Genomic DNA, 25,644 nt, shown 5'->3' on the forward strand with positions numbered 1-25,644 from the left:
CGCCGGCAACACGGGGCTGCGCGTTTGGCGCTGCCGCTGGCGGCGCGAAGCGGCGGCAGCAACGTCGGCCGATGCAACGCGCCGATCCGCAACGCTGCTACAGCGCGTTCGCTGGCGGCAACGAAGGCGGCGCGTCCGGCATGCCAGTCAATGCCTTCAGGACCGCGGCCATTTCCACATCGCGACCCGCGGCGATATCGGCGATGCCGGGTGCGACCGCCACATCCGGCGCGATGCCCGCGTCGGGTTGCGGGTCGGCCGGGTACTGGCCGACCAGCGGCAGGTCCAGTTCGATGCCCGAATGCGGCAGGTGCAGGAAGAAGAACGCGCTGCCATTGATGCCGCGGCGGTTGCCGCCGCTGGTCTGGCCGACCAGCGTCGCCAGGCCGCTGGCCTTGAGTTGGTCGGCGAATTTGAAGGTGGCCGAGCTGTTGTCCGCGCCGATCAGCACGAACACGGTGCCGCGGTAATGCGGTGCCTGCGGTTGCACGACGACGTTCGCGGTCGCAGGCTGCCAGCGGGTCAGTGAATAGTAGTGGTCGTCGTAGGCCTGCGCGGCATCGCCCCAGTCGCGGAACGAGGCGTCCCAGGTGCTCAGGTACGGCGCGAGCGCGTCGGGCACGCGCCGGTAGCGCACCATGTGGCGGATCTGCGGCAACACCAGCGGTTGTTCGGTCAGGTGCGCCAGCAGCGCGTTGCCGACCTCGTCCAGTCCGCCCTCGTTGCCGCGCAGGTCGATCACCAGGGCCGGCACCTGGCGCGCATCCAGATCGGCGAAGGTGGTATCCAGGAAGTCGCGCCAGTTCCAGACGCTGTCGTAGAGCGCCCAGTCGGGCATGCTCAGCACCGCCAACTGCGGGGTCTGCATGTGGACTGTCCATGCCGGCGCATCACTGCTGCGTTCGCGCACGCTGGCCATCGCACTGCGCTGTGCGGGAGCGAAGCCTTGCACGCGCACGTTGCGTGGCGCTCGCTCGCCGGGCAGCTGTACGCGCAGCAGCGGGTTGCGTCCGATCTGCGGGAACAGCAGCGGCAGATAGACGTCGAACGCCTCGGTCCGTTCGCGGCCCTGTATCTGCATCTGCGCGACACGCTTGGCGTCGTTGCCGCCATCGGCGCGTGCCACCTGCATCAGGGCCGACAGGATGCGGCTTGTCGGGATACCGTCGATCGCCAGCACCTGGGTGCCGCGCGGCAGGCGTGCCGGGACGCTGCCGTCGCGGGTGACCACCATGCGCCCGTCCAGCCACACGAACTGGAACGGCAACAGGCCCGCGTGCTCGAACAGGGCGCGCCGGATCGGCTCGGGCTGATTGGCGAAGTTGGGATAGGTATGGCCGCAGCGGATGCCTGCGGTGAACCGGGAAAATGCCAGGTAGGCCTGGCCCAGGGTCGCGCCATTGCGCACTTGCTCGCGCAGCGCATCGAAACGGCGTGCCATCTCCGCTTCGCCGACATAGCGGTAGAGGCCCGGGTGCAGGGCGGTATAGGCCTGGCGCAGCAGCTCGACATCGGCGGCCAGGCCGGCGCCGGGCAGGGGGCTGTCCGCGTGCGGGTCGGCGGGCAGGTCGGCAGGCGCCGTGATGGCGCCATGTGCAAGCGGGGTACACAGCAGCAGCGCCAGGCACAGCGGCCAGGCGCATAGGCGGAGCGGGAGCTGGGGCATGGACGATCCTCGGAAGAGCGCCCAGCCTGCGCGACGCCCGCCGCTGTAGCGACTCAAAAGCGCCTGTGCGCCATGTTTTTCAGGCGATGGGACGTTGCGCCCGGCGGTAGTCGCTGGGCGTGCGGCCGACGTAGGCGCGGAACACGCGGTTGAAGCTGGCCTTGGAGCCGAAGCCCACGCGCAGCGCGATGGCGAGCACATCGTCGTCGCCGGCCAGCAGCGCCTGCGCCTCGGCGATGCGCTGGCGATTGAGGAACTCGCTGAAGCTCTGGCCCAGGCCTTCGTTCAACGCCCGCGACAGGTAGTTGCTGTTGGTGCCCAGGCGTCGCGCCAGTTCGCCCAGGCTCAGTTCCGGCTCGCGCCACCAGCCTTGCGCGGCGACCTGTGCGGCGAAGCGCTGGCCCAGTGCGGCCCAGTCCTTTTCCGTGCCTGCACCGGGTGTTGCGGTTGCGTCCGACTCGACCGGCTCGACGAACTCCACTGGCTCCACGGGCTGCGCCATCTCTGGCACAGCCGCCGTGGCGTCGGCCGCGCTATGTGCCGATGTGCGCTGCGGATAGGCCACGCGCGCATGCCGCCAACCTTCCAGGCCCAGGTAGTACATCAACAGCACCAGGCCCAGGTAGCGCGGGAACTCGTCGAAATAGGACAACGGCCGCAGCAGCCGATCGGTGACGGTGAATCCCAGCCGCAGCAGCACCAGCAGCGAGGCGGCGAGCAGGAAACCGCGCAGCCAGGACAGCCGCAGTTCCTCGCGCGCGCCGCTGTGCTGTTCCAGCCAGCGTTGATAGTCCAGATACTGGCGCCAGGCCAGGCCCAGATAGACGGCCAGCGACACCAGCACCAACGCGTCCTGCGCCGGCTGCACCCAGGGCTGCTGGATCTGTGCGTCCCAGGCCCACTTGCGCGACAGCGGCCAGGTGAACAGCACACTGTAGTAGAGGCCTTGTAGCGCCCCGGGCAGAAGATGGCAGTACCAGTAGCGCGGCAGGCGCGCATGCGCCAGCTGGCGCACGTACAGCCACACCAAGGGGCCGATCGCCAGCTCCCAGAAGAAGGGCGCGTAGGTCAGCTGCGGGTAGGCATCGTAGACGCCGGCGTAGCCGAGCGTGTACGGGGTGACCAGCGCCACCACCACCAACAGCAAGGCCGCCAGGCAGCGGTTGGCGCTGCGGTTGGCCGGGGCGAGCGACAGCAAGACCGCGCCCAGCACGCCGTGAAGGCTGCCGAGCAACAGGATGGTGCTCCACATACCGAACTTGATCGGGGACATGCCGCAGGTTGCCGGGAACGGCGTACAGCATATCGCCAGTGCCACGATCGGGCCGGGTGTGTGCCTGCCGCGCCGGCAGGCGCGCCTGGTCGAGGCGTTTCCGTCTTCGTTTCCTCACCAGGCGGTCCACATGCGCGCGCGATGCGGAGACAGCATGGCTGGAGCGCCTTGTTCGGCGCTTCGCGGCCCGCGTCGGTGAGTTGCAAGATGCCCATTGGATGCCCAGGGCGTGCCGGGCGCCGGTGTCCTGGAAGATGCGCACGGCTTCGGTGGGGGAGATGTGCTCGAGCGCCATGAACGGCGACAGAGTTTCATGGGAGGATCGGACGCCAGCGTGGGCCATCAGTGGGATGGCTTTCCGTCCTTTGGGAGCAGTCCTTTCGCCATCTCTATTGCCTGCTCACGTGAAGCAGCAAGAAGTAGAGGGTAGCCCCAGAACTTGGCAAAAAGGACCGCAAATGCCTTGAAACCAAGACGTTTTGCCGAGTTGGGCTCGACCAGGATCGTTGCCAGAACCAGCCTTCGCAATTCAAGCTTGTGCTTCTTCATCCACAGTGCGATGCGTTTCTTTTCTTCCGGCGAGTGCTCATGGTCTTCAGCAGGTGCGGTATCGGTCAAGATCACGAAGGGCTCCCCGCGTCGCAGATTTTCCTCGAATTCGTCGAAGTCCTTCTCATGATCATGTCCGGGTTCTTGCGTAAGATTCATCCAGACAAAAGGGAAGTCAGAACTGTTCATCGACATGGCCGTTTCCTTTGCTTTTGATGTGACGCCAGGTGGCCGCAATGGCGAACACGCCGGGCAACGTAATGAAGAACACTGCCGAAAAGGCAATGTGCCAACCGTCGCGCAACCCGTCGGAGATTCCCCCGAGGGTATCCAGGACGACAAGCAGGCTGCCGAGGACCAGCGCAACCCACTGAGCCTTGCGGGTTCCGATCAGTGCGAGAAGCACGGTGACGATCCAGGAACCATAGAATGCGGAAAACATCCACAGTACGTCGGGCTCAAACGTAATCGCCGGTGTCGCTCCGTGCGCTCTCACAAAGTCGTTGACGTAAAAGAACAGCTGGAAGGTGACAAAAAGCACGGCGCCAGCGGCTGTCGTCAACCAGAACAAGGCGACCTTGTTTGCGTTGTTCACGGCCAGGTCTTGTGCGGGGCGTGGGGGGAACTGAAGGGGCATGGGAGCTGTCTCGGTAGTCAGTGGCGATATGTCTGAGGATTTCCAACGGCTGAAGCGTTCGCCTGAGCGCAAATCAATACCTGTAGTTCAGCGTCACCATCACGTTGCGTGGTGCGCCATAACCTACGGTGTCGAAATCGCCTTTCTGTAGCGCGTACTTCTTGTCGAAAACGTTGTTGACGTTGACGGCAACGTCGGTCTGCTTCGTGATGGAGTAACGCCCCATCAGTGATGCCAGGGCATAAGACCCCTGTTCCCCGCCCAACGAACTGGTGCCAGTGTTTGGCGCCTGGTAGAAGCGGCTTTGCCATTTGATGCCTCCGCCCAGCGTCAACTTGCTCCACTCTCCGGGCAACTGGTAGGTGCTGAAAAGCTGGGCCGTGGTGCGCGGCAGTTGCGAATTCAAGCGGACGCCATCGCCATCCTGCGCAGTGAAGTGGGCGATCCCTGCGTAGATGTTCCAGCCGCGCGCCAGCTCGCCCTGCAGGTCCAGCTCGATCCCGCGCGACTTCGTCCCGTCCGCGCCCTTGTAGGCTTGGGCACCGCCCGGCGTATAGGTTCCCGCGACCATCTGTGCAGCGTTGTCCAGCTCGGTGTCGAACAAGGCCACCGACGCATTCAGGCGCCCGTCCATGTAAGCGCCTTTGAGGCCGATTTCCTTGGTTTTCCCCTTCGACGGCGTGAGCACGTTGCCGCTGCTGTCGCGATAGTCGGTTTGCGGATTGAAGATGCCCGTGTAGCTCACGTAGGCCGAATAGGTCTTGTCGATGTCGTAGATCAAGCCGGCATACGGGGTGAATTCGCTGTTCTTCTTGTAGTGCAACGACGCGCCACCGGCGACATCGTCGATGTCGTAGTTGCTGAAGCGGCCGCCGACAACGAGTTTCAGTGGCTCGGCCAGCGAGAACCGGGCTGCGCCATAGACACCGCTCTGCTTGATTCGGGTGCGGGTCGGTGTCCGCGCCATGGCATCGAAGTCAGGGCGGGGATAGGCCGGACTCAGGTCAAAGACATTGACCGGCGCAAAGCCTGCATAGAACGGCGCGATATCCTCCTGACCAGCCGTGCGGTGCGAACTCGTCGCACCCACCACCAGGTCGTGCTGGCGGCCCAGCAGTTCGAAGCGGCCGCTCGCCATCACGTCGAAGGTGTTTTGACGGCTGCTACCTTCGGACGCCAGTGCTACCGGATAAGCCCCGTAGGGATAGGAGCCCAGTCCCGTGGCGCGATCGGGGCGGCCGATCAGGCCGAGCAGTTCGGCATCGTATTCCGTGCGGTATTGGTTAGCGACGGCCCGGAAGTTCCAGCCGTTTTCGAAGCGGTGCTCGATTTCGGCAAACGCCGTCTTCAGGGTGTTGTCCCAATAGCTCCAGTCCTGCGCGTAGTTCCTGGAGCGTGAATACTCCGCCTGCGTGCCGTCGCTGAACCATAGCGGCAAGCCTCCCCAGGTGGAGCCCTTCGGCGTGATGTCCTGGTCGTCGTAGCCCAGGCTCACCGTCGTGTCTGGTGTCAGATCTGCCTCGATGATGCCGTAGAACGACTTCCTTTTCGGCTTGTAGCCGTCGATGTACGAGTGCCCGTCCTGGTACGTCCCCACCACGCGCGCGCGGATGCGGCCGTCTTCGGTCAACGGCGTCGAGATGTCGCCCATGCCTCGGTAGGTGTCCCAACTCCCGGCACCAAGCGAGGCGGCTGCCGAGAAGTCGCGGGTCGGTCGTTTGCGCACCAGGTTGATGGCGGCCGAGGGATTGCCGGTGCCCGTCAGCAAGCCGGAGGCGCCGCGCACGACCTCGACACGATCATAGAACGCGGTATCGAGGGAACCGATGCCGCTCCCATTGACGATGTCGCCGACGACGGTGGGGATGCCGTCGTACTGAACGTTGTTGATCAGGAAACCACGCGAATAGAAACTCGTCCGTTCGCTGTCGGACTGGTACGGCGAGACGCCCGTGGTGTTCTCCAGCACGCCCTGCACCGAATTCAATTGCTGGTCGTCCATGCGCTGGCGGGTGATCACCGTCACCGACTGTGGGGTTTCCCGTAGCGAGAGCGGCAGGCGCGTCGCCGCCGCCGTCGCACCCATGGTGTAGGAGCCCGTACCCTCGGTCGCCGCCGGATCCACGCGGCGCGTTACGGTGATGGCCGGCAAGGTCGTCCCCTCCTGAGACGTTTTCCCCTCGACCTCGTTTTGCAGCTGCGCTGGCTCGGCGGCGAATGCGCCCTGCGCGCTAATGAAAACCGCCGCCGCAACTGCCGAGCCAAGCACGGTGCGGGACGCGCTCCTGATGGCGCCCTTGTACTGCCCATCCAGATGAGGATGAGCGGCGCGCGCTGTGCGCGTAGCGATTGGCCAGCTGGGCTTCCCAGCGGCTGTGAAGAAGGACATCAACAATACTCATTTGCATTTGGAAGCCGTATTTAACAATGGAGACCAAGGGGAGTCATGGCGAAACCAGGCCAGATTGTTATTCAGTTAGGCCAAGCGCGGTGACCCTCAACAAGATGGCCGTAATGAAAACATGCTGGCCTGGTTTCGCAATGCAGTATCCAGTCGGCGTAGGTACGCTGCGCCCGATTGAGGTTTCGCCATGCCTCTGCCCAGCGTGCCTGGTTGGCGGACAAGTGCTTTGTTCTTACCGAGGAAACCCGTGATGCCCCCCACTTTGCCTCCATCCGCGCATCACGCTGGGCGCTTCGCGGAACTCCCTGCGCCACGACTATCTGAAGGGCAATCGCACCTGGTCGTTCTCTTTGGGGCCGCTGATCTCGTGAAGCCCCAACACGATGGTCGCGCGTAGCCGTATCGCCCAGGCCAAGGCGCAAACCGCTGGGTCGTTGGCCACCTTCGATGGTGCAGTGCCGAATGCGCTGAAAGAGCGCGGGCAATCCCTGATGGAACCGCACGATGACCCACCTCGGATCATTGACCTGATTACCTCATTCGGTAGCAAGAACCTGCCGTCAGGCAAACACACGATGAAGCACACCGCGGCAGCCAATCCCGAGGCCGGAGCGCCGATGTCGTCTCAGGAACAACGATTGCTGGCGAGCCGACTGCGACCGACGCTCGCGCGTACCAGAGTCTTGAACGCGCTGGAGAAGGCGACACCGAACTGTCTGGATGCCAACCAGATGTATCGTCTCCTCAGCACGCAATCCGACAGTTTCGCGCCGGGATCGATCTACCGAACGCTGAATGATCTATGGACTGCCGGGTTGTTGGTTCGCACGGAAGGCGCACGTGGGCGCGCGTTCTATGCAATCAAACCGGAGGCGCTAAGCGACCAGCACGACACGCTGCGATGCCATTGTGGCGCGCGGCTGGTTTTCATTGAAGACCCGGCGTTGCGTGAACACCTGCAGTCGCTGGCATCCGAGGAGGGCTTCGCTCTCGACGAGGAGTCGGTCTTCACCATCACCACGACATGTGCGAAATGCCGGCAACTCCGCAAGGAAGGACAGTAGACGATGGAGGGCGGTCGGTGGTCCCGGGCCAGGACAGCCTGATCCAATCAGGGTGAGGTTTCATCGGGGAGCATGATGCCGGGCACAGGAGCAAGCTCCGCGCCGCTCATGCGATCCGAGAGGTAGCGTGCCGGAGGCTTGCCTACGGCCTTGCGGAACATGGTGACGAACCCGCTGGCGTTTTCGTAGCCCAACTCCAATGCCACCGTTTGCACGCTTTCACCCTTGGTCAAACGTTGCAGCGCAAGGATCACATGCAACTGCCGGCGCCAGCGCCCGAAGCTCATTCCAATTTCTTGCAGCAGAAGACGGCTCATGCTTCGCTCGCTCATGCCAATGCGAGTAGCCCAATCGGCCTTCGAGGTTTTGTCCGAGGGATCGGTCAGCATCATTTCCGCGAGGCGGCGCAATCGGGTGTCGCGCGGCATGGGCAGATGCAGGTCTTCCACCGGTGCTGCCACCAACTCATCGAGCAAGGCGGCAATCAACCGGTCTTCCCGTCCCCCCAGCGTGTACAACTCAGGAAAACCGGCCACCTTTACCAGCAACTCGCGTAGCAATGGCGATACCGAAATCGTGCAACAGGTTTTCGGAAGATCCGGTGCGGCGTCCGGCTCGACGAACAGGCAATAGCATTCCGTTTCACCCGCCCCCCGCGCCGCGTGCGGCAAGTCTCCCGGTATCCATATGGCGCACTGCGGCGGCACGATCCAGACGCCGTCTTCGATTTCGCAGTTGAGGATGCCGCGCAGGGAGTAGATCAGCTGCGCCTTGCGGTGCTGATGCTTCGCATTTTCCCAGTCCTTGGTTACCGATGTGGCACTCAAGGCCACAACGGGTCGCGAGACGCTGTCGATGTCCTTGGCCGCGGTGAGATCGGTGATTTCAATGCTGGACATGTTGTCTTGTAGAGCCTCGGATGGAGGATGAGGCTTTGACCTGATCGGAAAATATCATGAAATACTTTCTCAATTTCGCCTAGCCATTCCGCAGGTAAGGTGCGATTAGCCGAGCCGGCCATTCGTCCCGCTCGAGGTCTGGCTCCTCCCGACTGGGGAGGGACCAAGGTGCCGATGGTTGACGCGGAGCTGGCAGCCGCGCGGCGATCCGCGTGCTACAGGAGCAGTGGGCCGGTGCATACCCGCGACGGCAAGCTGTCGGCCCAGTTCGAGCACACCATGACGGTGACGCGCACGGGCGTGCGGGTACTGACGTTGCGGCCTGCAGAGAAGCCGCTTTGTCGGATCGATTGACGGGCAACGGCAGGCGCGCAGCGCTACGCCGCCGGATCGTCGAAGTCGAAGACCTGCCCAGGTTCGGCGGCGACGAAGCTGGCCGCGGCGATACCTGCTTGCCGTAGCGCATCCGACAACGCGTCGCGCGGTTCTTCGCGCCCTTCGTCGGTGAGTTGGAAGGTGCCCCAGTGGATGCCCAGGGCGTGCCGGGCGCCGGTGTCCTGGAAGATGCGCACGGCTTCGGTGGGGTCGATGTGCTGCGGCGCCATGAACCAGCGCGGCGCGTAGGCGCCGATGGGGATCAACGCGACATCGGGTGCGCCGTACCTGGCGCCGATCTCGCGAAAGATGGCGCCATCGCCGTAGCCGGTATCGCCCGCGAACCAGACGGAACCCCGCGCCGTTTCGATGAAGAAGCCGCACCACAGCGCCATCCTGCGGTCGCGCACGCCGCGGCTGGACCAGTGGTTGGCGCGGGTGAGGGTCACCGTCGCGGTGTCGCCGATCGGGAGCCGGTCGTGCCAGTCGCCGGTTTCGATCCGTGCATCGGGAACGCTGTTGCGCAGCAGGAGGTCGTTGCCAAGCGGCATCACGAACAGCGGGTGATGCGCGTGATGCAGCTTGCGCAAGGTAGCGATGTCGAAGTGGTCGTAGTGGTTGTGGCTCAGCAGGACCGCATCGATCGGCGGCAAGTCCGCGAAGGTCACGCCTGGCGCGGTGACCCGCTTCGGGCCGGCGATCTGCGAGGGGCTGGCGCGTTGCGACCAGACCGGATCGGTGAGCAGGTTGATACCGGCCACCTGGATCAGCAATGTGGCATGGCCGACCATGGTGACGCGCAGGCCATCGTGCCGCGGCGCAGGAATGGCGGGACTCACCGGCACCTGCGTCGGCCAGCGTACCGTGGCCATGGCAGCTTTCCAGCGCAGTACCTTGCCCAGCGAATTGTCGATGGTCGGTTGGCCGGGATTGAAGAAGCGCACGCCATCGAAGTGGTCGCTGATGGGGCCGTTGTAGTAGGGGTTTTTCATCGGAAGTGGGATCGATGCGATGGTGGGCGATAAGGCAGGTAGAGCGGCGCGGAAGGGATGGGCGAAGTCCGATCCCCGCTTATCCGGCACCGGCTCTCGGCTCGATCCCGTGCAACAGCAACCGTCCGTGCTGCTCGGCCAGTGCGCCGAGGTCCGGCGCATGCGCGCTGTCGCTGCCGAAGACCTGGTGGAACAGCATTGCCATCAGCATCGGCCCCATGATCGACAGCACGTAGAGCTTGGGATCGCCGGCGGGGGCCGCGCCGCGCGCCTGGGCTTTTTCGATGAGGCCGGCGACAGTGGACATCACCCGATCGATGGCCTCGGCGTGCCAGATGCGGGCCAGTTCCGGAAACGCGCGGCTCTCGCCGATCACCATGCGCATGATCGCAGGCAGACGCTTGTCGCCCATGCGTTCGGCGGCACGCGTCAGCAGCAGGGTGGTGAGTTCGGCGAGCCCGCCTTCGAAGCTGGCGGCGGCTTCCTCGATCGGGGCGAGGTTGGTCAATAGCCCGTGGCGCACGACCGCGGCGAACAGGTCCTGCTTGTTGTCGAAATACAGGTACAGCGTGCCTTTCGCCACGCCTGCGCGTTTGGCCACGTCTGCCAGCTTGGTCTCGGCAAAGCCGTTCTCGGCGAACGCGTCGAGCGCGGCGCTCAGGATCTCCGCGGGGCGGTCGTCCTTGCGGCGTTTCCATTTGGGGGTGGTCGGTTGCGTCATGCGGTCTCGATGCTCAGTCCTGGCTGTATCCGTGGGACACACGATACGCATCCAGCGCCGCGGGCGATGCATCGGCCGTGGCGAAGGCGACATAGCCGTTGGGACGCACGAGGTAGGCCGCGTCCTGCGCGAAGCCGGCAGCGTGATGTTCGGGCCGCCATGCAAAGACGCGCAGGGCGATGTCGCGGGCGTCGCACCAGGCCTGCAGTGCGGGCTGCGCATTGCCGTAGACGTGCAGCTGCCAGCCGATCTGCGGCAACGCTGCGTAGTTGTCCGCGTCCGCGGTCTGCACCCACGGCAGGCGATCGCCGCCCGCGACGTCCCCGGCCTTGCCGGTACTCAATGGACTGTCGCGATAGTGCAGCATCGTCTGCGACACGGTGCGGAACATCAGTTCGCTGACGTTGCGCAGCCGATAGGCCAGGCTGGCCAGGGTCGGGGCGACGTAGGTCCTGACGAAACTGGCGACGCTGCCTTCGGCAGTGACCAGGGTGAAGGCGCGATCGGTGGTGTTAACGAGGGTGCGGGCGAAGGCCTGCCGCTCGGTGGCGTAGCTGTCGAGCACGGCGTCGGACGCGCGGCTCTGAAGCACGTCGGCGAGTTTCCAGGACAGGTTGATGGCGTCGAGGACGCCGGTGTTCATGCCCTGGCCGCCGACCGGGCTGTGGACGTGCGCGGCGTCGCCGAGCAGGAACACGCGGCCGCGGCGGAAGGCGTCGGCGACGCGATGGTGTACGCGATAGGTGGAGAACCAGTTGACCCGGTCGATGCGCACGCCGAGATTGCGAATGGCGTCCTGGCTGACGTCGGCGAAGGTCAGGCTTTCGGCCCGGTCGGCGCGCGCGTCGCGCACGGTGCCGATCAGCCGGTAGTGCCCGCGCTTGCTGTAGGCCAGCACGAGGATGAAGTCGCCGTCGCCCAGCGCGACGTGCGCTTCGTCCATCGACTGCAGGCCGCCGAGTTCGACATCGGCGACATAGAAGACCTGCTTGTAGGTGCCGCCTTCGAAGCCGATGCCGAGCTGGTGGCGCGCCGGCGAGCGCGCGCCGTCGCATGCCGCCAGATAGCGGACCTCCGCGGCCTGCTCGCTGCCGTCGGGCAGGCGCAGGCGTGCGGTGATGCGATCGCCGCGGTCCTCGAAGTAAAGCAGTTCGGTCGTGCGCTCGACGGCGACGCCCAGCGTTTGGAGCTGGGCGATCAACAGGCGCTCATGCTGGTCCTGCGGGTACACCAGCACGAACGGGTAGGGCGAGATGCCCGCCGCGGAATCCTGCAGCGCGATCCGCGCGCGGCGCTTGCCGCGTGCCCACAGGTTCATCGCCGGAGTGCGATGGCCGGCGGCGACGACCGCGTCCGCAATGCCCACCTGCCGGTACAGCTCGAGGGTGCGCGCCTGCACCGCCATGGCGCGCGAGGTCTCGCCCGGGCCGGCGCTCTTGTCGATGAGGCGCACGCGCACGCCCTGCCGGGTCAGCCACAACGCCAGAGTGAGCCCGGTGGGACCGGCGCCCGCGATCAGTACTTCGGCCATGGCATGCGTCCTCGATATAAATGACCAGTGGGTCATTTATTGCAGGCCGAGGTCTGGCAGTCAAGCAACAATTACCTGGCGAGCACTGGGTTCCTCCCAAAAGCGACGCAAAAAGGCTGTTTTGCCGGTGCGGCGATTGCGGTTCCTAATCGCCGCAAAAAATGCGGTGATTTGTGCCTGCGGGAAATAGCTTCCATAATCGCCGCATTATGAGCGGCGAAAATTTCTACATCTGGGGACACGCGGAGTGGCCAACTTGGCGCTACAGCCTAGACGTCCTGGCCGAGCCGCTGGCAGCCGTCAGCCGGACACAAGGCCTTCTGCTGGGCCGGCTGGCCGATGTGGGGCTGGCGCTGCGCGACCAGGCCAGTCTGGTCGCGCTGACCGAGGACGTGGTCAAGACCAGCGCCATAGAGGGCGAAGTGCTGAGTGTTGCGTCGGTGCGTTCGTCGGTGGCGCGCCGGCTGGGCGTCGAGGTGGGCGCGCTGGCTCCGGTGGATCGGCATGTGGAAGGCGTGGTCGATATGGTGCTCGACGCCACTGCCAATGCCTTGCAGCCGGTCGCGGCCGAACGCCTGTTCGGCTGGCATGCCGCGCTGTTCCCGACCGGCTACTCCGGCCTTAGCCGGCTCAAGGTGGCGGCGTGGAGGGACGATGCCAACGGGCCGATGCAAGTGGTGTCGGGTCCGCTGGGCCGCCAGCGTATCCACTACGAGGCTCCACCGGCTGCGCGGCTCGACGGCGAGATGGCCCGCTTCCTGCGCTGGCTCAACGACAGCCACGACCACCCGCCCCTGCTCAAGGCCGGACTCGGCCACCTGTGGTTCGTCAGCCTGCATCCGTTCGACGACGGCAATGGCCGTATCGCACGTGCGGTCGGCGACCTGCTGCTGGTGCGCGCCGATGGCAGCCCGCAACGCTTCTACAGCCTGTCGGCGCAGATCCAGCGCGAACGCAGCGCCTACTACGCGGTGTTGGAGCGCACGCAAAAGGGCGAGCTCGACGTGACTGCCTGGTTGCTGTGGTTCCTGCAGGCGTTGCAGCGCGCGGTCGAGGATGCGCATCGCACCCTAGACCATGTACTGGCCAAGGCGCGCTTCTGGCAAGCGGCGGCGACCATCCCGATGAACGAGCGCCAGATCAAGCTGCTCAACCGCCTGCTCGACGGCTTCGAGGGCAAGCTGACCACCGGCAAGTGGGCGGCGCTGGCCAAGTGTTCCAGTGACACCGCGCTACGCGACATCGCGGAGCTTGTGCAGCGTGGCGTGCTGCGCAGGTCCGAGGCTGGCGGGCGCAGCACCAGCTACGAGATTGTGGTGGGAAACGATTGAGTTTGCGAGTCTGCGGAGCGCCATCCGCAGCGCAGGACCGGAGCGCCGAATACCGGCAGCCTCAACCGCGCCGCGCGGCCTCGATCGTGGCGATGTCGATCTTGATCATGCCCATCATCGCCTCGAACGCGCGCTTGGCCACCGCGGGATCGGGATCGGTGATCGCGGCGGTCAGCACGCGCGGGGTGATCTGCCACGACACGCCCCATTTGTCCTTGCACCAGCCGCAGGCGTTTTCCTGGCCGCCGTTGCCGACGATGGCGTTCCACAGGCGGTCGGTCTCCGCCTGGTCGTCGGTCGCCACCTGGAACGAGAACGCCTGGCTGTGCGGGAACGCGGGGCCGGCGTTGAGGCCGAGGCACGGAATGCCGAGCACGCTGAATTCGACCGTCAGCACATCGCCCTGCTTGCCGGCGGGGTAGTCGCCGGGCGCGCGGTGCACGGCCTTGACCGCGCTGTCGGGAAAGGTATCGGCGTAGAACGTGGCGGCCTCCAGCGCGGTGCCGTCGAACCACAGGCAAATGGTGTTCTTGCTGATCATCTGGATGCTCCTGAGTGGGCAGGGATACCGCAGCGGACAGCATCGCCGCCGCGCGCGATGGGGACAGTCGTAGCGCGCATGCGATGCGATGCGACGCGCCACGCGGCCGGCACGTGGCGCATGCCGGATGCTACGTCGCGATTAGGCTACGGATGGCGCCGGAAGGCATGTCGCACGGCAGCATGATGCGTTCGGTCCGGCGCGCGCTCCTTCGCGGCGAGACCGGGCTAGCAAGCCCTTCACCTGCGGTGTGGTGTTTTAGAGGCCGCACAACCACACGGAGCTTTGCATGGACACCACGCTGATGCCATGGGTCGCCGGACTGTTCATCCTGTTCGTCGGATCGGCCTTTTATCTGGTCACCCGGGCCAAGAAGAATCGCAACCGCCCTGCCAAGGATGCAGCCGCGACGAAGAGCGGCGACGATGCGTCGCTGAAGAAGTAGCGTTGCATGGGCAGCGTGCGCTCGGCGCGCTGCCACGAGGGTTCTGTCGCGACGCGGCACTCCGATGTCGCTGCTCCTGCGGCTCTCCAGCCCGCAACCGGGCTAGAGAAACCTACGCTGCCCTTCGCGCCGCGGCTGCGCAGGGATACAGCCTGGCTTGGCGCCGCGTTGGCCGTCGCACAAGGCGATGCCGATGCGAAGGCGTCAGCTGCAAGCGCTGTCCCGAACGAATGCGTCGGCGCATGCCAGCAAGACAGGCCGCCGCCCGCGACGAGCACATTCGCAGGCGGCCGCCTCCGCTGCCATTCGCCAGACGGTACTGATCTCCTCGCTGTCATGAAAAAATGTCCGCCACGTAGCGGCCGTGTTCGCGTTCGATACGGTCGGCCCAGGCGTTGGCCGCTTCGTCGCTGACGCCCATGCTGTCGCGATAGATGCGCACGAAGGTGTCGCGTACCGCCGGCGCCATGTGCTCGCCGTCGCCGCAGACGAACACGGTTGCGCCTTGCTGGAACAGCGCCGACACGCGCTCGCGGTCCTGCCACATGCGGTGCTGGACGTAGGCGACGCCGTCCTGCGGCGCCTGCGAGCAGGCCAGGCGGATATCGACCACGCCCATGTCCTGCCAGCGCTGCAATTCCTCCTGGTACAGGCAGTCGACGTCGGGATGGTCGATGCCGAAGAACAACAAGGCTTCGCCGACGTCGCGGCCGCCCGCCTTCTGGATCGCGCGCTCCTGCAGGAAGCCATGGAACGGCGCGATGCCGCTGCCGGCGCAGACCAGGATGATCGGCGTGGCCGGGTCTTCCGGCGGGTGGAAGCTCGCCTGCGAAGGCCGCACCGCGACCGACACCAGCGCGCCTGCATCCAGGCCGGCCAGATAGGTGGAGGCCACGCCGCGGCGTCGCCCCATTCCCGATAGCGCCGGTGCGTCGAGCACGGCCACGGTCAGCGAACACTGCGCAGGGTCGCGCAGCGGCGAGGAGGAAATGGAATATTGCCGCGCGCGCATGGCCGGAAGCGCGCCGAGGAACGCGCCCAGCCCCAGTTCGCAGGCGGGGTAGCGCTCCAGCAGATCGAGCAGGCTGGTTTTCCTGGCGAGCACCTCGTCGGTATAGGCCGGCTCGGCGGCCAGCGTTTCCAGCGCGGCGCGATCGGGCGGGCAGCGCGTGGCAGCGGCCAGTTGTGCGACCTGCGCGCGCGTGGCCGGTTGCGCCAGCTCCACGTAATCGGTGAGCACCTGCGCCAGCGCGACCGGATAGCCGCTGGGCAGGCCGGATGCGACACCGGGCCGCTGGCCGATGATGACCTGGGTATCGCTGGCCAGCCCGAAGCGCCGCAGCGCGCGCTCGACCTGCGCGGCGGGGTTGCGCGGCAGCACCGCGAGATAGTCGCCGGTGCGGTAGCGCATGCCGTCGGGCAGCGCGATCTCGATGTGGCGCTTGGAGCGCGCGAACGGCGCGGACATGTCGACCAGTTCGCGATTGTCGACGATGCGCCCCTGGTCGAGTTCGGTCAGCCGCAATGCGCCGAGCCGCGCGGAGGGCACGATGTCCACCTCCAGCGCGTGCGCGGTCTGCTCCATCGCCGCCTTTCCCAGGGCCTGGCCCAGATCCGCCCACAGGCCGGCGTACCAGGCATCGAAGCCACCGAAGAAATCGCCGCCGGCATCGGTTTCGCCGCGAGGTTTGAAGCGTGCGGCACCGGCCGCCTCCAGCGCGGCATCGACGCGTTTGGGGATCGCCTGGTAGGTGCGCGCCCATTGCCGGTTGCCGGATCCGAACACGGCGTAGCGCACGCCGGCCAGATCGCCGGCAGCCAGGGTTTCGATCCAGTCCACGAAGCGGCGCGCGTTGTCCGGCGGCTGGCCTTCGTAGGAGGAGGTGACCACCACCACCGCGCCGTCGCGCGGCAGGCGGCCGACATGGTCGTCCAGCGGCGCGACCACCGGCGCATAACCCTGCGCCGCCGCGTCGCCGCCGATGCGCTGCGCGAACGCCTCGCACGAACCGGAATTGCCGCCGTACAGCACCAGCAGCGGCGTCCCGACTGCCGTGCTGGCCGCCGCCGGGATGGTGGCCGGCGCCAGGGTTTTCTGCGGCGCGGACGGCACCGCGCTACGGCGGCGCAGGGCGACGTCATCGCGCCGGCGCGCGCGGATGCGGAAGCCGTCCGGCTTCAGCGTCAGGGTTTCCGCGACCTCGAGCTGGTAGTTCGGATCGACCTGGTCCAGGTCGAAACGTTGCAGGATCATCGTCAGCACCAACTGCGCCTCCTGCATCGCAAAGCCGCGCCCGATGCAGGCGCGCGCGCCGTTGCCGAACGGTTTCCAGGCATTGGGCGGCAGCCGTTCGGCCGCGTCGGGCGCGAAGCGCTCAGGACGGAAGGCTTCCGGCTCCTCCCATACCTTCGGATCCCGATGCAGGGTGGGAATCAGCACGAGCAGGGTGTCCTGCGGCGTCACCGCATAGCGGCCGGCCAGCGTGGTCGCTTCGCGCGCCGCGACCGCGAACGCCGGTGCGGTCGGCCACAGCCGCAGAGTTTCCTGCAGGATCTGCTCGATGTAGCGCAGTTTGGCCAGGTCCTCGACCTGCGGCGGCTGCGTGCCCAGCGCGGCGTCCACCGCCTGGCGCGCGCGCGCCAGCGCCGCCGGATGGCGCAGCAGCAAATACAGCGCGAACGACAGCAGGCCGCTGGTCGTCTCGTGGCCGGCGATCAGGAACGTCACCATCTGGTAGCGGATGTTCTCGTCCGACAGCGCTTCGCCGGTCGCCTGGTCGCGTCCGTACAGCATCAGGTTGAGCAGGTCGTCGCGCGAAGCCGCGTCGGGGTCGGCCCTGCGCTCGGCGATCAAGGTATCGGCGACGCTGCGGATCATCGCCAGATCGGCTTCGTAGCGGCGCCGGCCGGGCGCCAGCAGGCGATTGGCGAGGTCGGGCCGGCGTGCGCGCGATCCGGCCTCGGCCAAGGCGCCCACCATCGCCGCGACGAAGGGGTGCATCTCGTTCTGGTAGAAGCTGTTGAAGCGGTAGTCGAAAGCGCACAACGCGATGGTGTCGAGCGTCAGCCGGGTCATGTTGTCGGCCACGTCGATCACCGCGTCCGGGCCGAATCGCTCCCAGCGCTGCAGCATCTGTTCGGCGATGTCCTCCATGCGCCCGAACATCGAGCGCACGCCGATCGGTCCGAACGCGGGCATCAGCAGCCGGTGCGCCTTGGCCCAGTTGGGTTCGTCGTTGTAGGCGGTGAACAGGCCGTCGCCGCCGAGGTCGCGCAGCGCCTGCAGCGGACGGTGCAGCTTCTTCTCGAAGCGGGTTTCGTCGCAGACCTCGTCCACCAGGTCCTGCCCGCTCAACACGGTCAGCGACAGCGGGCCGCTGTTCAAGCGAAAGATCGGGCCGTGCACCTTGGCCAGCCGCATCAGGCTCTGCACCGGCGCATCGCCATCGAGGTGGTGGAAATTGCCGAGCAGCGGCAGCGAACGCGGTTGCGGGATTGCGTCTGTCATGGGGTGCCTTCCTGGGGAGCGTGCAGTGGCGCGACCGGCGCGCGACCCGTGTCGCGATGCGGTGGATGCAGCAGGGTGGCGAGGACGGTGGCGACCAGTCGCGGCCGCGCCTCGCCGGCAGCGATCTCCGGGGCCAGCCGCGCCAGCAGCTGCGGGAATTCCGGCGGCTGGCTCAGCATGCTGTTCAACAGTACGAAGAACAGCGCCGGGTGCGTGGCCTTCACGATGCCGGCCTCGATGCCGGCAAGGATCAGTGCATGGCCGGCCTCGTAGGAGGGACGCAGCAAGCGTTCTGCGACGACGGTGGCGCGCTCTGGGCTTTCCGACACCACGCGCGCGACGAAGTCGCGGACCGCGGGGTTGGCCTCGTAGAAGGCGGCCATGATCAGGATGGCGTCCGTCAGTCGTTCGTGCAGCGGGCGGTGGTCGTGGAGGGTCAGCTGCGCCATGGCCGCAAGGCGCGGGACGACGTCCTGCGCGAGCTGGTTCACGCAGGCGTTCCATAGTTCGGCCTTGCTGCCGAAATGCACGCGCACCAGGCTCGGGCTCACCCCTGCGGCGGCGGCGATGGTGCGGATATCGGCCCGCTCGAAGCCGTACCGGGCGAAGCTGCCGGTGGCCGCCGCCAGCAGCGCCTGGCGGCCGTCGGCCTGGTCCTTGCTCGGGCGGCCGCGGGGGCGCGCGGGTGGCTTTGCCGCCATGGTCGGTGTTCCTGCATAAATGTTCAGTTGTACATTTAATGGCAGTCGATGGTCTTTGCAACTCGGCCGTTCAGCGGGCAGAGCGTTTGCGCGGCGGCTGGCGCAGGCACCGCATCGCCGTGTGTTCCTGCCCGAGAAACGGACGCTGCACCGTGCCGCGACGTGCCGCGACGTGCGGCGATATACGTTGTCCGTCCGCGCCGCGGCTTTGCCTGATCGGCATGCGGCTCGGGTGGGGCGCGCGGCCGTGCAAGCGCTGCAAACCGCAGCGCTTGCCGCTATCGCGGTGCGCCCTGCATGCGCTTCACTTCGGCGTACCCAGCCCGCCGATGTTGACCATCACCCGCAAGCCGATCACCAGCGCGTTGTCCGGCGCGCGGCGTGCGGCGGTATTGCCGAGGATGTCGGGATTGACGATGTACTGCACGTTCGGGACCAGGGACAGCGGCAACTGCGCGACGCGGTAGCTGTAGTTGAGTTCGAAGATGGTCTCGTTGCGCGAGATGTCCGGCGCCGCGCCGCGCTTGCGCAGCAGGTCGTTCATGTAGCCCTGCTGGTCGGCGCTGAAGCGGTAGTAGTTCGCGACGATGCCGAATCCGTCGCCCGGCCGCGATGCGAACGGGCCGGCGTAGTACAGGCCGGCGGTGACCTGCAGGTCGTATACCTGGCGCGCATCCAAAGGCGCGGCGATGTTGCCGAACGCGACCAGCATGCGCTTGCCGGCCATGCCTTGCGGCCGGTAGAGCGCGCGTTCGCCCATCGCATAGCTGCCCCAGCGGCCGCCGTCGTACATGCGCGCCTGCCCGCCGACCAGACCGCGCAATCCGCCGCTGCGGTTGTAGCGCAGGTCGCTGTAGTCGGCCGAGTTGTACCAGACGCCGGCCACGTAGCGCGGCGCACCTCGGCCGAGCGCGGGGTCGGGCTCGTAGCCGACCTCCATGGTGCCGAGCACGCCGCTGCTGTCGGCGGTGCTCCAGTCCAGGCCGTGGTTGTTCTTGCGTTGCGGATTGAGTTCGAACGCGCCCACCGACACATAGGTCGCGCCGGGTTTGTAGCGCAGCTTCGCGCCCCAGTTGACGTAGGGAAAGCCGACGAAGCCGCCATCGGCCTGGCTCAGCTGGAACGGGCAATCCGATGCGCCGACGAAGCGGCAACCGTAGCGGCTGCGCGCGAATTGCCAGGTGGTGTTCATGCGTCCGGCGACGAGTTGCCAGCGGCCATCGGCGAACGCCTGTTCCCAGGTCAGCTGCGCCAGTTGCGCCTGTTGTTGCGGATACCAGTAGCCCTGCACCTTGACCGTATTGCCGATCTGGCGCTGCGACAGGCTGTCGCCGTAGTACCAGGCGCCGGTGGCGTGCAGCGTGGCGCCGGGAATGCCGAACAAGCGCTGAAGATCCAGGTCGGCGCCGGCGACCACGCCGCCGGCATTGCGATCGCCGCGCGACAGACCGCCGTCGGCATTGCGCGCGTAGTCGTTGGACCAGACGAAACGCGGCGCGATGCCGTGTTCGTCCAGCCATCGCTCGGTGTCGGCGGCCATGGCGGTGGCGGGCAGCGCGGCGGCGGCCAGCAACGAGACAAAAGAAAGAGTTCGGGACATGGGACGCTCCACGGACGAGGCGAGGCACTCGCTGGACGCGCGCAGTAGGTGTGCGGCGTCGCGGCAGTGCGCGAAGGGGAGACACCTTCCGGTCGTGGAGCCGCAGGACAGCGTTGCGTCCGTCGGCGACGGACACGGCATGTGCGCAGAGCTGTGGGGGGACCGGCAAAACACGCGGGGACGAATACGTTGCGCTGTGCCGATGCGCGCGCCATCGGCGTAGCGGATGGGCCGCGCAACCGCGCGGCCCATCGAGCTGGACCGGACCGGTCGGCTCAGGCCACCTTGCCGAGGCCGCCGGCGGCCATCGCGTCGGCGATTTCCTTGTCGGCGCCTTCGGCCAGCGGCAGCAGCGGTGAACGCACGGTGGCGTGATCGAGCAGGCCGCGCGCGGCCAGCGCCCACTTCAGCGCGACCGAGCCTTCCATGTGCGAGCCGCGGTGATAGACGCTCTTGGTCACCGGCAGCAGGCGGTCGTGCAGCGCGCGCGCCTTGGCGTAGTCCTTGGCCTTGCCGGCGGCGATCATCTCGATCAGCGGTTCCGGCGCGATGCAGCCGTAGCCCACCAGCGCACCGTCCACGTCGAACATGGTGTGCAGCAGGTATTCGTCGTGGCAGGTCAGCACCGGCACGTTCGGGCGCTCCTTGCGGAACACCGGGATCTCGGTGTCCCAGCGCTTCATGTTGCGCACGCCGTTCTTCATCGCGATCACGCCCGGCAGCGCGGCGATCTCCAGCAGCGTGTCCAGGTTGTAGGTGGCCTTGGTCACGTCCGGGTACTGGAACAGGATCATCGGCAGGCCGCTGGCCTCGTGGATGGCCTTGTAGCGGTCCTGTGGCGCGCCCTTCTGGTAGCCGAAGCGCAGCCAGCCGTGCGAGGGATAGATCAGGCCCGCCGAGGCGCCGGCGGCGACCGCGCGCTTGGCTTCGTCGGCCGCCACCCGGGTGCCTTCCAGGGTGATGCCGGCGATGATCGGAATGCGCGCGTCGACGGCATCGCGGAACGCCTCGATCACCTTGGCCTGCTCGTCGCGCTCCAGGAAGGTGCCTTCGCCGGCGTGGCCGAGCACGGTCAGGCCCTTGACGCCGTCGATGCCGCCCAGCCACTTGCCGATGCGCTTGATCGCGGGATAGTCGACGGCGCCGTCGCGGGTGAACGGGGTGACGGGTGCGGGAACCAGGCCTTTCAGGTCGATGTTGCTCATGTTGTTTTCCTTTTCTTCGGGTCAACGGGGGATGGAGTCGAACGCGAGGCTCGACGTGGGGTGGTGCGAATCGAAGGCGTGCGGCGGATTGCGCGGCCGCGGCCGGCGCCGGACTCAGGGCGAGAGTTCTTCCAGCGATTTGCCCTTGGTTTCCAGCGCGCACAGCAGCGTCACCGCCGCGCCGGCCAGCAGCACCGCGGCGAAGGCGACGAACACGTAGCGCAGGCCGATGCCGGCGATGACCGCGCCGACCACCAGCGGGCCGCTGGCCGACCCCAGGCGCAGCCAGGCGCTGCCCAGGCCGGTGCCGATGGCGCGGATGCGGGTGGGATAGAGCTCGGCCGAATACAGGTACAGCGAGAAGGTGATGGTCTGCACCGCGGCATAGCCCAGCGCGGCGAACACCAGCACCTGCAGCGCCGAGGTGCCGCCCAGCATCGCCAGTGCCAGCAGCGGGATGCTGCCGACAGCGAAGGCGATGACGTACCAGCGCTTGCGCCCGACCTTGTCGATCGACAGCGCGCACACCACCGCGGCGGCGACGCCGGCCAGCGAGGTGAGGAAGCCGTAGGAGATGCTCTGCTGCAAGGTCAGCCCGAAATGCTGGCGGTACAGCGTCGGCAACCAGGTGATGAGGCCGTTGGCCACCAGGTAGGAGCAGAACCACAGGCACCAGATCACCAGCGTGCGCTTGAGATAGACGCTGCCGAACAGTTCGCGCCAGTCCGAGCGCTGCGCCTTGGGCAGCGCGTTGCGGTCGAACACCGGCGCCGGCAACGGGCCGTGGCGGCGCTCGGCGCTGCGCTCCAGTGCGGACACGATCGCGTCGGCCTTGTCGTAGCGGCCCTTGGACGCCAGCCAGCGGGGCGATTCGAACATGAAGAAGCGCAGCGGGATCATGATCGCGGCGGGCACCAGCCCGACCATGAACATCGCCTTCCAGCCGTAGGCCGGCACCAGGAAGTAGCCGATGCCGCCGGCGGCGACCAGGCCCAGCAGGAACATCACTTCGTACAACAGGAAGAAGCGGCCGCGCTTCTTCGAGCCGATCAGTTCGTTGATGTAGGCGCTGGCCACCGGCACTTCGCCGCCGGTGCCGATGCCCTGGATGAAGCGGAACGCCATCATTGCCGCCGCGCCGCCGGCGAACAGGCAGGCGACGTCCATCGACACGAACAGCAGGATGGTGAACAGCAGCACGTGCAGGCGGCCGACGCGTTCGGCCAGCCAGCCGAAGAACACCGAGCCGAGCAACTGGCCCAGGTAGCCGGCCGACAGGATCATGCCGATCTGCGCCGGCGACAGGTTCCATTCCTTGGCCAGCACCGGCATCGCGTAGGCGATGGCGATCACCGTGTAGCCGTCGAAGAAGGTGGCGGCGCCGACGATGTTGCGCGCCCACCAGACCTGGCGGGTGATGGGCAGGCGTTCGAGCCGGGCGCCGATCTCGGCCTGTGCCTCGGCGGGCGGCAGCGAACGGGCGGTGGCGGCGTTGGCGGTGGTGGTGGGCATGAGCATCGTTGCTGCCTCTCGCAAGACAAGGAGATCCCGGCGCGGGCGCCGGAGCGTCCACGAAGCGGTCGGATTGCAGGGGACCGGGCGGGCGCCCGGACGGTCAGGTGCTGGGTGCGGTCACGGCGACGCTCCCGCTGGCCTGGATCGCGAAGGCGATGTCCTTGGCCGCGAGCAGGGTGGGTTGCAGGGCGGTGTCGAGCAGTTCGTCGTGGCTGGTGCGCACCGACGGCGCGGCGACGCTGATCGCGCCGAGCGGATAGTCGTCGGCATCCAGCACCGGCACCGCCAGCACGCGCAATCCCTCGGTCAGCATCGAATCGAGGATCACGTAGTTGTCGCGGCGGATGCGCTCGAAGGTGCCGAGCATGGCGGCGATCTCCGGTGCGTGCGGCGCGTGCACGTTCACCCCGGTCACCCGCGTCACTTCCGCCGGCGACAGATGCGCGAGCATGGCCAGGCCGATCGCGGTGCGGGTGCTGGGCACGGTGGTGCCGATGCGGATGTCCACGCCCAGGCGGGTAATGCCGGCACGCACCCGTTCGATGTAGAGCACGTCGGGACCCTGCAGCACCGCGAAGCTGGCCGCTTCGTTGACGTCGCTGACCAGTGCGCGCAGCAACGGCCGCACCACGCTGCGCAGGTCGCGGCGGGCGATGGCGTGGAAGCCCAGGTCGAGCACTTTCAGGGTCAGGCGAAAGCGGCGGCTTTCCGGAAGACGGTTTACGTAGCCCAGCTCGACCAGCGTGTTGAGCATGCGGAAGGTGGTTCCCGGATCCAGCTTGGCCAGTGCCGCGATCTGGCTCAGCGACAGTTCCTCGTGCTCGGAGGAAAACGCTTCGAGCACCCGGAACCCCTTCGCCAGCGATTGCACGGTGCTGCGCAGCTTCTTGTCCGCCGCATCGCCGCTGTCCTCGGCGGCGGCGTCCAACGCGCCTGGGGAGATGGTCTTGGTCATCGGCTTTCCTGGTGGCTGTCGTGCGTGGCCAGCTTGCCGAACCGGCGGGCTGATGTCGCTTGACAAGCGAGTTTCGGATTGCGAAAATTATTTCGAAAGTACATGCCAAGGTTCCGCCAGGCGCAGTCGCTGCGTCAAGTTGCGGCGCAGCATGCGTGGAAGCGCGGCATTGCCGCGGGTGCGGGTGGTGGCGCCGGTGCGATCGCGCGGCGCGCGACGATGGTGGTCAAGGCCATTCCGCTGACGATCGGCGCCATGCCCGATCGAGCGGGTTCGCCATGCCGTGTTGGCGCCGATCCTCAACCGATCGCTCCATCCTTTGATCGATGCGTGGACGGACTGCGGAGCGCTGTGTAGACGGAAGCTTCCGCGATCCGCAGCGCAAGCCGTGCTAACAGACAAGCCTGCGCGGCGCCGATAGCGTGGCGTGCATGGCCCGAGCGAACCGTCAGCCGCCGCAACCACCTGCGCAGAAATGGTGGCAGACGCTGTCGTTCAAACGCGCCGCCGCCGAGGTGTCGGCGGTGCTGGTGCTGGTCGGCGGCACTTACGGATGCGTGCAGTACGTGGAGGTCAAGCCGCTGGAGCGGCGGTTGGCCGAAGCGCAGGCCGCCGCGTGCAAGCCGGCGCCCAGTTCGCCCTCGATCGAATTCAGCCTGCTGCCGGGCGACAGCCGCGTCCTTTGGGACGGCGCGCTGACGGTGACCAATGCGACGCGCGGCGAGGATGGCGCGAGGACGCGATTGCGGGCGATGCCGCGCCAGGGTGCATCAGTCGAGCGCGCGGGGCTGTCGCCGGGCGACGGCTTCGATGTGCCGATTGCCGGACAGGGCAGCTATCGGGTCTATCTGAAACGCAGTACGGCCGATTTCATCGAGGTGTCCGTGCTGCGTCGGCGTTGAAGCACAGCCCGCGACGTCGCCGTCGTTGCCTCACTGCGCGCTTGCGGTCTCGACGATGGCGCCGTTCTCGTACACGCTCAGCTGGCGCACGCTTGCGTCCGTTGCCGGCGCGAATACGAAGCGCAGGTCGCGTTCCTCGGCGAAGAAGCGCGTCGGCGATTCGGCGCGCAGGGTGACGACCAACGCGCCGGCTGTGAGCTTCAGGTGGTCGCCTTCCACTTCTACGCGGATGTCGCCGACCTTCTTGCCGACATAGGTGCCGGCGTAGCCGGCCAGGATGTCGGGCGCCAAGGTCAGGTGCGTGGCAGGCGCCACGTACGCCACCGCACCGTGCGCATAGCTGTAGATGCGGCGCATGCGCCAGTGGCCATCGACCGCTTGCCAGAGATTGGTGAACTCGGCCTGGCCGTCCAGGTGCTCGGGCGTGCCGTCGCGCTGTACGTAGAAGCGGTGCGTGCCCGACAGCAGCGCGAAGCCGCCGGCCAGCGGATGGAACTGCAGGCTGTCGGCCACGGCTTCGCGGCGCAGGTGCATCGCCGGGTCGGCGCAGGGGCCGTTGCGCAAGGATTGCAGGACCGCCGGCTTAGTGGCGGTGAGGCCGGTCTTGTCGTGGTAGAACTCCACGTCGTCGGTGAGCAACTCGCCCATCGCACGCATGTCGCAGGCGTTGTAGGCCTGCCAGTAGCGCGCATCGGCGGTGCGCACCGCGGCTGCGTCGTCGTCGGCCGCAGAGGCGGCGCCGCTCAGGCTCAGCAGTACGCACAGGACAAGGTGGCGACAGCGCATAACGGACTCCTGCAGCAGGACCGCGATTGCAGCGCACTTCCGCG

Annotated in this window: 21 protein-coding genes and 1 pseudogene; 5 read left to right on the forward strand and 17 right to left on the reverse strand. The window is 66.8% G+C overall.

Translation table 11 applies throughout. The features are described from left to right. Nucleotides 1-97: 97 nt before the first annotated feature. From HEP74_RS03150 to HEP74_RS03170, 5 genes are all read right to left on the reverse strand, one after another. Complete coding sequence (locus tag HEP74_RS03150) at nt 98-1,666, reverse strand: S41 family peptidase (RefSeq protein ID WP_185815154.1); 1,569 nt, start codon at nt 1,664-1,666, stop codon at nt 98-100. A gap of 79 nt (nt 1,667-1,745) precedes the next feature. Beyond that, on the reverse strand, nt 1,746-2,918 hold the full coding sequence (locus tag HEP74_RS03155; protein ID WP_185816470.1) for a helix-turn-helix domain-containing protein: 1,173 nt from the start codon (nt 2,916-2,918) through the stop codon (nt 1,746-1,748). Between the two features lie 363 nt (nt 2,919-3,281). Further along, the gene (locus HEP74_RS03160) at nt 3,282-3,683 is read right to left on the reverse strand and encodes a hypothetical protein (protein WP_185815155.1); all 402 of its coding nucleotides are present in this window, start codon (nt 3,681-3,683) and stop codon (nt 3,282-3,284) included. Next, entirely contained in the window at nt 3,664-4,083 is a 420-nt protein-coding gene (locus HEP74_RS03165; protein WP_221893157.1) for a hypothetical protein, read from the reverse strand. The genes HEP74_RS03160 and HEP74_RS03165 overlap by 20 nt, the downstream gene beginning before the upstream one ends. 115 nt (nt 4,084-4,198) lie before the next feature. Beyond that, complete coding sequence (locus HEP74_RS03170; protein WP_255427868.1) at nt 4,199-6,514, reverse strand: TonB-dependent siderophore receptor; 2,316 nt, start codon at nt 6,512-6,514, stop codon at nt 4,199-4,201. Between the two features lie 398 nt (nt 6,515-6,912). Between HEP74_RS03170 and HEP74_RS03180 the strand changes: the two genes are divergently transcribed. Further along, a complete protein-coding gene (locus HEP74_RS03180; RefSeq protein WP_255427869.1) occupies nt 6,913-7,593 on the forward strand; it encodes a Fur family transcriptional regulator in 681 nt (226 codons plus the stop codon). A 47-nt stretch (nt 7,594-7,640) separates the two neighbouring features. Here the strand turns inward: HEP74_RS03180 and HEP74_RS03185 are convergent, their stop codons facing one another. Beyond that, nucleotides 7,641-8,492 (reverse strand): AraC family transcriptional regulator, encoded by an 852-nt coding sequence (locus HEP74_RS03185; protein WP_185815157.1) that lies wholly within the window; start codon nt 8,490-8,492, stop codon nt 7,641-7,643. Nucleotides 8,493-8,689: 197 nt separating this feature from the next. On the opposite strand from HEP74_RS03185, the pseudogene HEP74_RS03190 reads away from it, so the two are divergent. After that, a pseudogene (locus HEP74_RS03190) lies at nt 8,690-8,846 on the forward strand (type I methionyl aminopeptidase); the annotation flags it as partial. A gap of 23 nt (nt 8,847-8,869) precedes the next feature. On the opposite strand, the gene HEP74_RS03195 reads toward HEP74_RS03190, so the two are convergent. Genes HEP74_RS03195 through HEP74_RS03205 form a run of 3 tightly spaced genes read right to left on the reverse strand, consistent with a single transcriptional unit; the run spans nt 8,870 to nt 12,147 of the window. Beyond that, nucleotides 8,870-10,021 carry an MBL fold metallo-hydrolase gene (locus tag HEP74_RS03195; RefSeq protein ID WP_255427870.1) on the reverse strand — a complete coding sequence of 384 codons (1,152 nt, stop codon included), beginning with the start codon at nt 10,019-10,021 and terminating at the stop codon, nt 8,870-8,872. Next, nucleotides 9,939-10,631, reverse strand: coding sequence for a TetR/AcrR family transcriptional regulator (locus HEP74_RS03200; protein WP_255427871.1), 693 nt, complete (start codon nt 10,629-10,631; stop codon nt 9,939-9,941). Before HEP74_RS03200 ends, HEP74_RS03195 begins: the two co-directional genes overlap by 83 nt. Further along, nucleotides 10,594-12,147: an FAD-dependent monooxygenase gene (locus HEP74_RS03205; protein ID WP_255427872.1), complete on the reverse strand. Its 1,554-nt coding sequence runs from the start codon at nt 12,145-12,147 to the stop codon at nt 10,594-10,596. The genes HEP74_RS03200 and HEP74_RS03205 overlap by 38 nt, the downstream gene beginning before the upstream one ends. A 173-nt stretch (nt 12,148-12,320) precedes the next feature. Between HEP74_RS03205 and HEP74_RS03210 the strand changes: the two genes are divergently transcribed. Continuing rightward, nucleotides 12,321-13,442, forward strand: coding sequence for a Fic family protein (locus tag HEP74_RS03210; RefSeq protein WP_255427873.1), 1,122 nt, complete (start codon nt 12,321-12,323; stop codon nt 13,440-13,442). 61 nt (nt 13,443-13,503) lie between these two features. On the opposite strand, the gene HEP74_RS03215 is transcribed toward HEP74_RS03210, so the two are convergent. Beyond that, on the reverse strand, nt 13,504-13,983 hold the full coding sequence (locus HEP74_RS03215; RefSeq protein WP_185815158.1) for a VOC family protein: 480 nt from the start codon (nt 13,981-13,983) through the stop codon (nt 13,504-13,506). A 289-nt stretch (nt 13,984-14,272) separates the two neighbouring features. On the opposite strand from HEP74_RS03215, the gene HEP74_RS03220 reads away from it, so the two are divergent. Next, entirely contained in the window at nt 14,273-14,428 is a 156-nt protein-coding gene (locus HEP74_RS03220; protein ID WP_185815159.1) for a hypothetical protein, read from the forward strand. A 334-nt stretch (nt 14,429-14,762) separates the two neighbouring features. Here HEP74_RS03220 and HEP74_RS03225 read toward each other — a convergent pair whose 3' ends face one another. The 6 genes from HEP74_RS03225 to HEP74_RS03250 all read right to left on the reverse strand — a co-directional run bounded on the left by HEP74_RS03225 (nt 14,763) and on the right by HEP74_RS03250 (nt 23,912). Further along, nucleotides 14,763-17,936, reverse strand: coding sequence for a bifunctional cytochrome P450/NADPH--P450 reductase (locus HEP74_RS03225; RefSeq protein ID WP_185815160.1), 3,174 nt, complete (start codon nt 17,934-17,936; stop codon nt 14,763-14,765). Continuing rightward, nucleotides 17,933-18,637 (reverse strand): TetR/AcrR family transcriptional regulator, encoded by a 705-nt coding sequence (locus tag HEP74_RS03230; RefSeq protein WP_185815161.1) that lies wholly within the window; start codon nt 18,635-18,637, stop codon nt 17,933-17,935. Before HEP74_RS03230 ends, HEP74_RS03225 begins: the two co-directional genes overlap by 4 nt. A gap of 304 nt (nt 18,638-18,941) precedes the next feature. Then, complete coding sequence (locus HEP74_RS03235) at nt 18,942-20,237, reverse strand: carbohydrate porin (RefSeq protein WP_185815162.1); 1,296 nt, start codon at nt 20,235-20,237, stop codon at nt 18,942-18,944. A 275-nt stretch (nt 20,238-20,512) separates the two neighbouring features. After that, on the reverse strand, nt 20,513-21,442 hold the full coding sequence (locus HEP74_RS03240) for a dihydrodipicolinate synthase family protein (protein ID WP_185815163.1): 930 nt from the start codon (nt 21,440-21,442) through the stop codon (nt 20,513-20,515). A 114-nt stretch (nt 21,443-21,556) separates the two neighbouring features. Further along, nucleotides 21,557-22,954 (reverse strand): MFS transporter, encoded by a 1,398-nt coding sequence (locus HEP74_RS03245; RefSeq protein ID WP_185815164.1) that lies wholly within the window; start codon nt 22,952-22,954, stop codon nt 21,557-21,559. A gap of 103 nt (nt 22,955-23,057) precedes the next feature. After that, on the reverse strand, nt 23,058-23,912 hold the full coding sequence (locus HEP74_RS03250; protein WP_185815165.1) for an IclR family transcriptional regulator: 855 nt from the start codon (nt 23,910-23,912) through the stop codon (nt 23,058-23,060). Between the two features lie 431 nt (nt 23,913-24,343). Here HEP74_RS03250 and HEP74_RS03255 point away from each other — a divergent pair, with 431 nt between their 5' ends. Then, complete coding sequence (locus tag HEP74_RS03255; RefSeq protein WP_185815166.1) at nt 24,344-24,814, forward strand: hypothetical protein; 471 nt, start codon at nt 24,344-24,346, stop codon at nt 24,812-24,814. Nucleotides 24,815-24,844: 30 nt separating this feature from the next. On the opposite strand, the gene HEP74_RS03260 is transcribed toward HEP74_RS03255, so the two are convergent. Next, the gene (locus HEP74_RS03260; RefSeq protein ID WP_185815167.1) at nt 24,845-25,600 is read right to left on the reverse strand and encodes a nuclear transport factor 2 family protein; all 756 of its coding nucleotides are present in this window, start codon (nt 25,598-25,600) and stop codon (nt 24,845-24,847) included. Nucleotides 25,601-25,644: the final 44 nt, after the last annotated feature.

Origin of the sequence: Xanthomonas sp. SS (assembly GCF_014236835.1) — a bacterium.
Classification (GTDB): Bacteria; Pseudomonadota; Gammaproteobacteria; order Xanthomonadales; family Xanthomonadaceae; genus Xanthomonas_A.